The 12267-nt window shown below is 60.7% G+C and carries 12 protein-coding genes; 5 read left to right on the top strand and 7 right to left on the bottom strand.

Annotated elements, in window-relative coordinates:
- Positions 1 to 210: 210 nt before the first annotated feature.
- On the bottom strand, positions 211 to 1884 hold the full coding sequence (locus tag AMC88_RS15465) for an ArnT family glycosyltransferase (protein WP_064822464.1): 1674 nt from the start codon (positions 1882 to 1884) through the stop codon (positions 211 to 213).
- 235 nt (positions 1885 to 2119) lie between these two features.
- On the opposite strand from AMC88_RS15465, the gene AMC88_RS15460 reads away from it, so the two are divergent.
- From AMC88_RS15460 to AMC88_RS15450, 3 genes are all read left to right on the top strand, one after another.
- Entirely contained in the window at positions 2120 to 3322 is a 1203-nt protein-coding gene (locus AMC88_RS15460; protein WP_012484631.1) for a pyridoxal phosphate-dependent aminotransferase, read from the top strand.
- A 246-nt stretch (positions 3323 to 3568) separates the two neighbouring features.
- Entirely contained in the window at positions 3569 to 4474 is a 906-nt protein-coding gene (locus tag AMC88_RS15455) for a glycosyltransferase family 8 protein (RefSeq protein WP_029531422.1), read from the top strand.
- Positions 4475 to 4519: 45 nt separating this feature from the next.
- Entirely contained in the window at positions 4520 to 5389 is an 870-nt protein-coding gene (locus tag AMC88_RS15450) for a hypothetical protein (protein ID WP_012484629.1), read from the top strand.
- Between the two features lie 9 nt (positions 5390 to 5398).
- Here AMC88_RS15450 and AMC88_RS15445 read toward each other — a convergent pair whose 3' ends face one another.
- The gene (locus AMC88_RS15445; RefSeq protein WP_012484628.1) at positions 5399 to 6496 is read right to left on the bottom strand and encodes a calcium:cation antiporter; all 1098 of its coding nucleotides are present in this window, start codon (positions 6494 to 6496) and stop codon (positions 5399 to 5401) included.
- Between the two features lie 231 nt (positions 6497 to 6727).
- Between AMC88_RS15445 and AMC88_RS15440 the strand changes: the two genes are divergently transcribed.
- Positions 6728 to 7009 carry a DUF2188 domain-containing protein gene (locus AMC88_RS15440; RefSeq protein WP_004671042.1) on the top strand — a complete coding sequence of 94 codons (282 nt, stop codon included), beginning with the start codon at positions 6728 to 6730 and terminating at the stop codon, positions 7007 to 7009.
- Between the two features lie 2 nt (positions 7010 to 7011).
- Here the strand turns inward: AMC88_RS15440 and AMC88_RS15435 are convergent, their stop codons facing one another.
- The gene (locus tag AMC88_RS15435) at positions 7012 to 7527 is read right to left on the bottom strand and encodes a GrpB family protein (RefSeq protein ID WP_064822462.1); all 516 of its coding nucleotides are present in this window, start codon (positions 7525 to 7527) and stop codon (positions 7012 to 7014) included.
- 261 nt (positions 7528 to 7788) lie between these two features.
- Positions 7789 to 8694, bottom strand: a complete 906-nt coding sequence (locus AMC88_RS15430) for a LysR family transcriptional regulator (RefSeq protein WP_064829994.1) — start codon at positions 8692 to 8694, stop codon at positions 7789 to 7791.
- A gap of 91 nt (positions 8695 to 8785) precedes the next feature.
- On the opposite strand from AMC88_RS15430, the gene AMC88_RS15425 reads away from it, so the two are divergent.
- A complete protein-coding gene (locus AMC88_RS15425; protein WP_012484625.1) occupies positions 8786 to 9811 on the top strand; it encodes an NAD-dependent epimerase/dehydratase family protein in 1026 nt (341 codons plus the stop codon).
- Here the strand turns inward: AMC88_RS15425 and AMC88_RS15420 are convergent.
- The 3 genes from AMC88_RS15420 to AMC88_RS15410 form a co-directional block, all read right to left on the bottom strand.
- A complete protein-coding gene (locus AMC88_RS15420; RefSeq protein ID WP_012484624.1) occupies positions 9808 to 10608 on the bottom strand; it encodes an aminoglycoside phosphotransferase family protein in 801 nt (266 codons plus the stop codon). The two genes, AMC88_RS15425 and AMC88_RS15420, sit on opposite strands and share 4 nt — an antisense overlap.
- Positions 10609 to 10685: 77 nt before the next feature.
- Complete coding sequence (locus AMC88_RS15415) at positions 10686 to 11810, bottom strand: alkene reductase (RefSeq protein ID WP_041683716.1); 1125 nt, start codon at positions 11808 to 11810, stop codon at positions 10686 to 10688.
- Positions 11811 to 11935: 125 nt separating this feature from the next.
- Positions 11936 to 12229, bottom strand: a complete 294-nt coding sequence (locus AMC88_RS15410) for an ArsR/SmtB family transcription factor (RefSeq protein WP_004671028.1) — start codon at positions 12227 to 12229, stop codon at positions 11936 to 11938.
- Positions 12230 to 12267 lie beyond the last annotated feature (38 nt).

Here is a 12267-nt window from a genome sequence, read left to right as displayed (position 1 = left end):
TCGATCTCGGCGCGCTCGCGACCGAATTGCGGCGGCGTGCGGCATTTGTTGCGGCTTATTCGTGGCGATGACGAAATCCGCTGATCGGTCTGATTTCAAAAGACATAGGGTGACGAAAAACGCGATCGTCACCACCGCGAAAGTGTTGGCCGAGTCGCAGGTTGAAGGCGAATGCGAGGCCGAACCGTCGAGCCCGGTCGGTCGGGGTTCTTATCGACGGGTCATCCTGTAGACCAGCAAATTATCCGTATCCACCAGCTTGGTTGCGGTCCTGTCCAGATAATCAATGACCCCGTGATGATGCTGGACGAACAGCCGGTCGTCGTCGTCGGTGGCGTTCTTGGCGACGCCAAACAGATCCGCGCCCTGCGCACGCAGTTCCTCGAGCTGCGCGATCGCGGTCGCGTCATCCGCGACGAATTTTGCCCATTCGCCATCGCCCCCGCCAGGCGGGAACACCCAGCCGCGCGCCCTGCTGTAATAGACTGCGACGGGATCGCCGACATCGGGTGCGACGGCGACGACCAGGTCGCCCGGTTGCGCCAAGCGCGCCAGCTCGTCGCCGAGCAGCTTTCCGTTCATGGCGATCGGCTTCTTCATCATCCTGACGAGGGGGAGCGTCGACCAGGCAAGCGCGACGGCGACGATGCAGATCAAGCGAAGCACGACCGCTGTCGTTGGAATGATTCTCGATGCAAGCGTTGCCAAAACAAGTGCGCCGCGGCCGCAGAATATCGCGACCGGCACATGGAAGATGTGGAAGTTCCATACATTGCTGGTGATCTCGCCGGCTGCCGCCAGAAAAAGGATCACGGCCGCCGCCAGCCACACATAGGGAGTGACCCAAAGGGTGCGCTGCTTGGGGTCCTCCGGGGGGCTGGGCGGCATCCACAAGCCGATGGCGAACAGCGCCATGAACGGGTAGCCGTAGAACCAATAGACCGAGGTGTTCCATACGGATTTGAAATAGAACCTGTTCTTGACATATGTCCAGAAGCCATGGTCCCAGATATAGCCGCCGCTGCCGGCTATATGAAACGGTGGATAGCTGCGGCCGAGATAAATTGCCCAGCTGAAATAAGCGCCGATGATGGCCAGGCTCAAAAGCCCCGCCACGAAAACCCAGGCCGCCTGCTTTCTCTTCTTCTCTACGATCCAGCAGACCATCAGGTAGAAGATGACGGCGCCGGCAGCGATGCCCGGCGGCTTTGACAGCGCGCCGAGCGAGAAGCTGGCCGTGGCAAGCGGCAGGAGCCAGTTGCTACCCCCGGCCCAGAATTTGACGAACAGCCAGACACCAAGAGTGACCAACGCCAGCATCGCGGGATCAGGAAGGAACGAGCTGTCGATCATGATCGTTGCCGGCATCAGCGCGTAGGCCAGCGCCGCCGCATGGGCATGCCTCTCACCCCAGCACAGCGCCGTCAGCCTGTGCAGCGAGACCACCGTCACCAGTCCGAAGAGGGCTGCAACCACGCGGCCGAACCAGTCGTGCCAGCCGAAGAGCTGATAGAGCAGGGCGGTGATATAACTGACGATCTGGAACTCGCGGCCCTGGTAGCTTGGTCCGGGCCCGGTCCAGCTGACCTCCGGAAAGAAGATGTTCCAGCTGCGCTCTCGGAAATTGTCGGCCATCATAGCCGTGCTTATTTCGCGCCAGCTGAAGCCGTCGACCAGCGGCAAGGTGATCTTGTGGAACCTAAAGACGACCGCAATAAGCAGAATTCCAAGCAGGATCGCCGTGTCGAGGTTGAGGTAGCTGCGAGCAGCCATTTCCCGGTCGATCGTCTCCTGCGCGTCCCGCCGACGTTCGGACGGATTCAATTCCAGGTCGTCCGGCGCGAGACGCAGGGGCATGGAGGGCTTGCGGGGCGGCTTTGTCATGCCGGCAGTTCATCAGCAGCGGCTTAAAAAGCAACTCATCCAAACTGAGTATTGACTCTAATCCTCGTGCATCAATGGCAAGAGCCCCGTCTCGCCTGTATGGCGAAAGGATCAATAAGAATCATTGCCCCCATCACGCCTTTGCGCTTGAAATGCCGTCATACATTGGACATAGAGCTAACCGCAGAACTCCGGTCCCGGCTTTCTGCCAGTTTCAACCATTAGGACCGATATCATGGCCTTCCTTGCCGATGCTCTTTCCCGTGTGAAGCCTTCAGCCACCATCGCCGTCTCTCAGAAAGCGCGCGAGCTGAAAGCAAAAGGACGCGACGTCATCGGGCTAGGCGCCGGCGAGCCGGATTTCGATACGCCAGAGAACATCAAGAAGGCCGCCATCGACGCAATCAACCGCGGCGAGACGAAGTACACGCCGGTTTCCGGCATTCCCGAACTGCGCAAGGCGATCGCCGCCAAGTTCAAGCGCGAGAACGGTCTGGAATATTCCTGGGAGCAGACGATCGTCGGCACCGGCGGCAAGCAGATCCTGTTCAACGCCTTCATGGCGACGCTGAACCCCGGCGACGAAGTGGTTGTTCCGGCGCCCTATTGGGTTTCCTATCCCGAAATGGTGGCGCTCTGCGGCGGCACGCCGGTTTTCGTTTCCGCGACCCAGGAGCATAACTTCAAGCTCCAGGCCGCCGATCTCGAGAAGGCGATCACGCCGAAGACCAAGTGGTTCATCTTCAACTCGCCGTCCAACCCGACGGGGGCTGCCTATACGCATGCTGAGCTGAAGGCGCTGACCGACGTGCTGATGAAGCATCCGCATGTCTGGGTGCTGACCGACGACATGTACGAGCACCTGACCTATGGCGATTTCAAGTTCGTGACGCCTGTCGAAGTCGAACCCAAGCTTTACGACCGTACGCTGACGATGAACGGCGTCTCCAAGGCCTATGCCATGACCGGCTGGCGTATCGGCTATGCGGCGGGCCCGATCCAGCTCATCAAGGCGATGGACATGATCCAGGGCCAGCAGACTTCGGGCGCCACGTCGATCGCCCAGTGGGCGGCCGTCGAGGCGCTGAACGGCACGCAGGACTTCATTCCCGCCAACAAGAAGATCTTCGAAGGCCGCCGCGATCTCGTCGTGTCCATGCTGAACCAGGCCAAGGGCATCGTCTGCCCGGTTCCGGAAGGCGCTTTCTACGTCTACCCCTCCTGCAAGGGCCTGATCGGCAAGACCGCACCCTCCGGCAAGGTGATCGAGACGGATGAGGATTTCGTCTCCGAGCTTCTGGAATCGGAAGGTGTGGCCGTCGTTCACGGTTCGGCCTTCGGCCTCGGTCCGAACTTCCGCATCTCCTACGCAACCTCGGAGGATTTGCTGGAGGAAGCCTGCCGCCGCATCCAGCGCTTCTGCGCCGCCTGCAAGTAAGCCGGTTGCGATGACATTGATCGAAAGCCCGCCGGCGACGGCGGGCTTTTTTGTTTGCGCGTTGGCGATGCAGCTGTAGGCTCACATCCTGATTCAAGAGTTTGCGGCATCGATTCCGCTTTGCCTCGCAAGTCGTTGAAATCCGATTCAAATCGTCTGCGCGGGTCATCTCAGGTTGCGGGCGGCCGCCAAACCAACTAGATATCCCGGCATCAAGTTCAAGCTGCCGCTTTCGGAGACCGGATTTTGCAACAGAGTGCCGTCATCGTCTGTTCTGACGTTAACATGCTGCCGGCTGCCTGCTGCACCCTGCTTTCCGTCAAGCGCAATCTGGTGGCGGCCGGCGTAGAGTTCCTGCTTCTCGGCATCGACCTGAAGCCGAACGAGGTCGCCGAGGTCGAAAATTTCGCGCGCCTGCATGGCATGACGATCAAGGTGCTGCCTTATGCGACGCCGGATACGGCGCGCCAGGCGCGCGGCCGTTGGTCGGCGGCCACGTTGGCGCGGCTCTATATGGATCTGCAAATTCCCGAGAATATCGAGCGCCTGCTTTACCTCGACGCCGACGTGCTTGCGGTGGCGTCCGTCGACGAGCTCTTTGCGCGGGACTTCCAAGGCAAAGCGCTTGCCGCGGTCGATGACTATGTCATGGCCTTCCCGGAGAAAGCCGGCGCGCGGCAGCGCAAGATCGGCATGAGCGAGGGCGGGCGCTACTTCAACGCCGGCGTATTGTTATTCGACTGGTCGGTCTGCCGGGCGAAGGGGCTTTTTGCCAGGACCCGGGAAATCTTCGAGGAGCGCTCGCATCTGTTTGAGAACAACGACCAGGATGCGCTGAACGTGACATTCGACGGCGACTGGCTGGTGCTCGATCCGCGCTGGAATACACAAACGGGACTGCTGCCCTTCATCGCCCGGCCGGCGATCCTTCATTTCACCGGCCGCAAGAAACCGTGGCAGGCGACCGTTCCCTGGGTGCATCGGCGGATGGCCGATCGTTATGCCGAGGATCTCCGCGACACGCCGTGGGCCTCCTTCTGCAGGCAGCCGTCGGCGACGGGCCGAGTTGCCGGTTTCTTCTCGCATGTGGGAAAGCAGATCGGCGGGCTGACGCGGCTTGCACGGATGCGCGCCTATTTCAGCAACAGCTAGTGACGCGCCCCGAGCGCATCGTCCTTGGAAAGTGCATGTGAGCCGATGGAATTAATTCCGAGCGATACCAGGACTACGGCCACCGAAGATGGCGGATTGAATCTGTTGACACCGGAAGCGTGGAAGGCGCTGCTGTCGCGCTATTCCCACATCGTGCTTGTGGCGAATAGCGAAGCGGTCGATTTCGAACGGCTGCGAAGCGAACTGCCGGAGACGGCGCTCTACGTCTTCTTCAACAATGTCTACAAGGTGCTCGGCGAGCCCTTCGCCGGACATGCGGTGCTGGTTGCCCGCAGCGGCGTGATGGGCGCCAATATCGTCCACCGGCGCGAGGTAGGCGATGTTCTGCGCTTCTTTGCCGGCGATGACTTCCGGGGTGTCATCAATCTTCGCGTCTCCCCGGAGGAAAACTTCAGTGAAGAAAGCCGCTTCAACGGCGCCAAGGCCCGCCACCTCGATCTGACGCAAATGCTTGGCGATCTCTACCCGACGGGCAAAATCGCCACCAGCGGCTTTGCGATGGCGCTCTGGCTCGCCGAACTGCAACTGCCGGGCAAGATCCTGCTTGCCGGCTTTTCGGCCAAGAGAAGCGAGAAATGGAAGGTCTTCGACGTGCACGATTGGACGTTCGAGCAGATCTTCCTGCGTCTCTTTGCCAGAATGGGCTCGATCTCGATGATGGGCGGCGTCGATGCCAGCCCCTATTCGGCGCTGGCCAAAAGATTTCCTGACGTCCCGCCGATCGAGATCGCCATGACGGCGGCCGAAGTCTTGTCCGAGCGGCTTCACAATGCCAACGGCCAGATCGACAGGCTGATGTCGGTCACCAAATCCATTCGCGCCATCGAAAATTTCTTCCGGCGCTTCAAGCCGAAAACCCGTAAAGAGCGCTTCCTCGAAAAGTCGAGGGGGTGAGCTGCTTCTTTAAAGCCCCAGCGCCGTCAGCATGACGAAGGTGGAAAACAGGATGAAATGCGTCATGCCCTCGATGGCGTTGGTCTCGCCGTCGTTGAGATTGATTGCCGCGGCAATCAGCGTGATCGTCACCATCACCGTCTGCACCGGGCTCATCGCCATGATGAAGGGCTGGCCGGTGTAGAGCGCGATCGCCTCCATGACGGGCACCGTCAGGATTACCGTCGACAGCGAGGCGCCCATGGCGATGTTGACCGTCGCCTGCATGCGGTTCCTCAATGCCGCCCTCAAGGCGGTTAGGATCTCGGGTGCAGCCGAAATCGCTGCGACGACGACGGCGGTCACGGCGATCGGGGCGCCGCTGTCGCGCAGGCCCTCAGCCATAAACGCCGACATGAATTCCGCCAGCAGGCCGATAATGACGACGCCCGCAAGGATGGTCACGATCGAGACCGCGGTCGACGCCTCAATGTCGTGTTCGCGGTGACTTTCCTTCTTCCGCTCGGAACGCGGATAGCTGTAACTGAAGAAATAGCTGTGCTGGCCGACCTGCATGCGCAGGAAGAGGCCGTAAAGCGCAATCATCGCGACGATGGTGAAGGCGGAATAATAGTGCCACTTATCTCTCGGCACGAATTCCGGCACGATCATCGAAATGCCCATGGCGGTGAGGATCATCACGCCGTAGGTCTTGCCCGAATTGTCGTTATAGGGCTGCTCGCCGTGCTTGAGGCCGCCGAGAAGGGCGGCGAGGCCGAGAATGCCGTTGATGTCGAGCATCAGGGCCGAATAGATCGTGTCTCGCACCAGCGTCGGAGAACTCTCGCCCGTCATCATGATGGCGAGGATGATCACTTCGACGGCGAGGGCCGAAAGCGTGAGGATCATCGTGCCATAGGGATCGCCGACCTTGATAGCGAGCAGTTCGGCATGATGGGCGACGCGGATCGAGGCAAGCACGATGGTGCCGACCAGGGCTGCGGCGGCGAGCAGCGCGACACCGCGTCCCATTTCGATCACTGCGTGTTCCAGGAGATAGGCGATCATCGCAGCGGCAAGAGCCGCGATCAAGTACTTTTCGTTTTCAAAGCGTGAAGCGATGCCCAAATCCCGGCTCCCGTTCCGATCTATGCCTCTTAACTAAGTCACTGATTCCGGATGGGTAGCACGCCACGGCACTCTGCTATTTGCAGTCTTCCGCGTTTAATGGAATACTGAACGCCATCGGGGCCGGAAAGCAGATCGCGGCGTCCTCGTATTCTCGTCAAGCGGCCGCGATGATCCGGATCCTGTCCGGAAGCGTGCGAATGCGCAACAGAAAGATGAGGAGACGGATGCATGATCAAGGTGGTCTACGAAGTCGTGCCGCATGACGGCGGCTGGGCCTACAGACTGGGTGGCGTCTATTCCGAAGCGTTTCCGAGCCATGCCGAGGCACTCGAAGCTGCGCGTATCGTCGCGGCCGAACAGCAGGTCGGCGGCGATTCCGCCGAGATCAGCTGGCAGGACGAAAACGGCAAGTGGCATGAGGAATACGCCGAAGGCGGAGACCGGCCGGAAACGGAAGTGGTGGACGGCCTGTGGCAGGATCGCGCAGCCGGGGCCCCGCATGGCGCGTGACGCTAAGCACTGCCCTCCAATGCCCGCGCAACGATCGTATCGACAAATTCACGCTTCTGCGCGGTATAGCGATCGCCGTCCGTTCTGAACTCGGCTGCCAGTCTGCGTTTGAGCGCGGCATACTCGCTCGCTGACATCGGATGCGCGATGAGATAATCCCGGAAAGCCAGTCTGTTTCGATGTGTGCCGTTGCAGGCCGGGCAAAGGTAGACCCGCTCCGCTGGTACCGAACCTCTCGATAAAAATGCCCAGACCTCGTCGTCATAGCGATTGCCGCGCGGTTCATAGCCTTCCGCCAGAAGCACCGCTGTGGCATCTGCGATATGCTCGAGGCCGGGAAGGACGATGTCGATATCGATGAGAGGCTTGGCGGTCATGCCCGGTATCGATGTGCTGCCGATATGATCGATGAAGAGCGCCTGCGGCAGCCAGGTGAACAACCGGTTGCGGATGCGCTGGAAATGCGCCGGCCATTGCGGATCGTAAGGCACCAGTTCAACCGGATTGTGAGGTGTCATGCTTATCCTGTGAGAGCAATTTCAGCAAAATGGTGATGTGGCTGGTGTCCGTAATCGCCTGAAAAACAATGGTATGAAGTGATACGCATCCGGTAGAGACGGACTGCCGGACCCCTTGAATTGTGCATGATTCTTTTCGGAAATCGATGTGACTGTCCGCCAGAGCATGGTGCCGAAAGTGTGAGCGGTTTTCGGACGACATCATGCTCTCACTCTTTAATTCAGAACAGGATTCAGATTTCAGGCCGACTGGGCCCAAAATCATCCTGTTCTAGTCGAATGCCGGTAGTAATCCTGCAGGCCGTTGACCAGCGTGTCGAAAGTAACGCGGCAGCGTGGCGAGGATTTCAGGCTCTCATGCATCGCCACCCAGGTGCCGAGCGGGATGTTGAAAGCATCGGCCAGGAGATGCACCAGATCGGGATTCTCCCGTGCAAGCCCGATCTGGCAGAGGCCGATGCCGACGCCGGCGCGGATCGCGGCAAGTTGGGCTAGATTGCTGTCGGTCCTGTAGGCGAATTTGATCCCATCGGGGACTGGATAGCGCTTCATCACCAGGCGGACATAGGCCGTCTGCCGGTCAAAGCCAATAAGCCGATGATTGGCGAGATCAGCCACGCTTTGCGGAATGCCATATCGTTCGAGATAGCGGCGATGGGCGTGGAAGCCGAGCGGAATATCGCCGATGCGGCGCACGACGAGCGCATCCTGCTGCGGTTCGGCCATGCGCACGGCAATGTCGGCCTCGCGGTTCACCAGATCTTCGATCGCATCGGAAGCCGAAAGCTCGATCTGGAGCTCGGGATGGGCGTCCTGTAACGGCCCGAGAATCGCAGGCAGCACTTCGACGGCGATGACCTCGCTGGCGCTGATCCTGATCGTTCCGGCGACGCGTTCGCGTTGGCTGGATGCGGTCCGCAAAAGCGCGGCGGTGGTTGCCGCCAGCGTCTCGGCATAGGGCTTCAGCGCCAGTGCTGCATCGGTCGGCAGCAGACCGTTCGGCGATCGGGTGAAAAGCTCGGCGCCGATCGCGAGCTCCAGGGCATCGACATGGCGGCCTATGGTCGGTTGGGTCAACCCCAGTTCGCGGGCGGCGGCCGACAGCGATCCGTGCTGGAGCACGGTGAGAAAACTGCGATAGAAATCCCAGCTCGGTTCGGAGCTCATATATTTTTGTATATCGGATCCACTGTCGTCAATTTCGTTTACCTGAAAGCGGGAGCATATTCATTGCATGTGATCGAAGGAGATGCACGTGATGAGCAAAGAGATGAACATGACCGCCCTTGTTCTCGGCGCCACCGGCGGAATTGGTGGCGCGATTGCGCGAAAGCTGCTGGCGCGTGGCTGGCGGATCCGCGCGCTGAACCGTGACGCGGAACGGGCGATGCGGAACGCGCCGGCATTCGAATGGGTGCAGGGCGATGCGATGAATGCCGGCGACGTCCTGAAGGCCGCCGAAGGCGTCGGGCTGATTGTCCATGCCGTCAACCCGCCGGGCTACCGCGACTGGGCCAAGCTGGTGCTGCCGATGCTCGACAATAGCATTGCCGCGGCTCGCGCTTTCGGCGCGCGCATCGTGCTGCCCGGCAACGTCTATAATTTCGGTCCCGATGCCCTGCCGATGCCGACGGAGGAGAGCCCACAGCATCCGGTGACCAGGAAGGGCGCGATCCGGGTCGAGATGGAGGAACGGCTGAAGGCGGCGGCGCAAGCCGGCATCGGCGTCATCATCGTCCGCGCCGGCGATTTCTTCGGTCCGGGCGCCACAGCCAACAGCTGGTTTTCATCCGGCCTGGTGACGCCGGGCAAGCCGGTCGGCACGATCAAAAACCCCGGACGGCGCGACGTCGGTCATCAGTGGACCTACTTGCCCGACATGGCGGAAACAATGGCGCAGCTCATCGAACGGGCCGATCGGCTGCCGTCCTTTGCCGTCTATCATATGGACGGCTTCTGGGACGCCGACGGCATGCAGATGGCAGAAGCGATCAGACGCGTTGCCGGCGGCAAGGCGAAGATCGGGCGTTTTCCCTGGTGGATCGTGCCGCTCGCCGCGCCCTTTCTCCCGATGATGCGGGAGATCAAAGAGATGCGCTATCTGTGGAAGGTGCCGTTGCGGATGTCGAATACCAAACTGACGGCTGAACTCGGAAAAGAGCCGCGCACACCGATCGACGAGGCCGTCAAGGCGACGCTGGTGGCGCTCGGCTGCCTGCCCGAACCGCAGCACCGTCAGGCAGCGTCCGCCTTTATCGGGCATTCGCTGCAGGACGGACGTTAAGCCTCAAGTTCACAAAGGGCGAGCCGGGCGACCGTCAGAGCCGTCTCGACTTCAGGCGTGTTTGCGTCTGCCAGAAACCAGGCAGCGGAAAGGCCGGAATAGGCGGCGATCCACTGCAAAAGCCGCTTCGGCTCCAGCCTCGCTTCCATCGAGACGATGGCGAGCTGCCGGCGGAAACGGGTGGGATCTGTGATAACAGGCAGCTCCTCGTTGGCAAAGATATTGGCGAAATCGAAGCCGCGTTCGCCATGAAGGCGCTTCGGATCGATCGCCAGCCAGCCGCGTGTCTCGAAATCGAGAACATTGCCGTGGTGAATGTCGCCGTGCAGGATGGTGACGTCTAGCGGGTCGGAAAGAAGGGCCTTGGCGACCGTCGAGCAATCGGCAAATGTGCCGCCAACTTTTTCGGCCGTCGGTTCCAGGTCGCGGAACCAGCGGGTGAGGGGTATGGGATCGGGAAGCGGCTTTTGGCGCGGCGCATGCAGCCTTGCGGCCGTCCGGCAGAGGATACGGCTTGCCTCGTCATCTTCGCCATTCATCGCCATGGCAAGCAGCGATCGTTTGCCCGTCGCCCGTTCCAGAAGCACGGCGTCGCCCTCATGGGCGTAGACATGGGCCGCACCGTCGCCGTCCCACCATTGCATCAACAACGCGCCATATCGTTCGTCTTTGTCGGTCGCCACCTTCAGCATGGCGGGCCTATCCTGCCAGAGGACCGGCAGCAGGCGGCTCGAATGGGTGAGGATCGGCTCGCCGTCTGATATGAGCGACCAGCGATCGAGATAGGGGGCGAACATGGCGACACCGTACAAAGATGCGGCGGAAATGGAAATCCCGCCTCTCGGCGGGATTTCGCAATTCGCATCCGAAGGGCTCAGGCGACCTTCTCGACAGCGGAATAGTCGATGTAACCCTTGGCGGTGCCGCCGTAGAAGGTCGACTGGTCCGGCGTGTTGAGCGGCAAGTTCTTTGCCAGCCGTTCGACGAGATCGGGATTGGCGATGAAGGGCTTGCCGAAGGCGACGAGATCGGCGCGACCACTTTCGACGACATCGACCGCGAGGTCGCGATCATAGCCGTTATTGACCATCCAGTTGGCCTTGCCGCCGGCTTTTTCATAGGCCTGGCGAAGCGCCTTGTAGTCGAAGGGAGGATTGTCGCCCTGCTTATAATCACGGTCTCCGCCCGTCTGGCCTTCGATGACGTGGATATAAGCGAGGTCGTATTTGGCCAATCCTTTGACGACATGGGCGAAGGTCGCCTGCGGATTGGAATCGTAGCTCTCGCCCGAGGGCGTTACCGGTGAAATGCGGATCGCGGTACGGCCGGCACCGACTTCGCTCACGACGGCGTCCACGACTTCAAAGGCGAGCCGCGTGCGGTTCTCGATCGAACCGCCATATTGGTCGGTGCGGTCATTGACGCCGTCACGAATGAACTGGTCGAGCAGATAGCCGTTGGCGCCGTGGATTTCGACACCGTCAAAACCGGCGTCGATGGCGGCGCGGGCAGCCTTGCGGTAATCCTCGACGATGCCAGGGATTTCGGCGGTTTCGAGCGCGCGCGGTTCGGAGGTATCGGCGAAGCTGCCGCTGCCGTCGGCGTTGACCAGATAGGTCTTGGCCTTGGCGACGCGATTGGTCGAGGAGACCGGCCTGCCGCCATCCGGTTGCAGCGTCGTGTGCGAAATGCGGCCGACATGCCACATCTGAACGACGATCTTGCCGCCGGCGGCGTGAACGCCGTCGGTCACGCGCTTCCAGCCTTCGAGCGCTTCCTTGCTATAAAGACCGGGCACGTCGGCATAACCCTGGCCTTGATGGGTGATCGCAGTCGCCTCGGTGATGATCAGCCCCGCCGTGGCGCGCTGACGGTAATATTCGACGTTAAGGTCGTTGGGGATCGCGCCCGGCGAGCGGTTGCGGGTGAGCGGCGCCATGACGATGCGGTTCTTGACGGTGATGTCGCCAACCTTGGTGGGTTCGAAAAGCTTGGCCATGATGGTCCTTTCTTTTGCGGGAGGATCACTCGGCAGGCGCAGGGCGGGCCCGGCCCCGGGCAGAGAGATGGTCGAGCGCCGCTGCGTCAAGGCCGATCAGGGCCATCAGGGCTGCGGCGGGCATTTTACAGATCCTGTGTCAGCTGCTTGAGGAAGGCTGCAATGGTGTCTTCGTTACGCTTGTAGAAGATCCACTGTCCGACACGTTTGGTGGTGACCAGACCGGCGCGGTGCAGGGTTCCGAGATGGGCCGAAACCGTCGACTGCGACAGGCCGCACCGTTCAAACTGGCTGGCGCAGACCCCCATTTCGAATGGATGTTCCTGCGTGAGGAAATGTTCCTCGGGATTTTTCAGCCAGCTCAGAATGGCCATCCGGGTGGGATGCGCGAGCGCCTTGATGATCTCGTCTTTGTCCATCGCTGTTTGTCGATCCATAAATCGTATATTCTCGATAT

Source organism: Rhizobium phaseoli (genome assembly GCF_001664385.1).
In the GTDB taxonomy this organism is placed as follows: Bacteria; Pseudomonadota; Alphaproteobacteria; order Rhizobiales; family Rhizobiaceae; genus Rhizobium; species Rhizobium phaseoli.
Note: the sequence above shows the minus strand (reverse complement) of the source record. Positions and strands in the feature narration are given on the sequence as shown.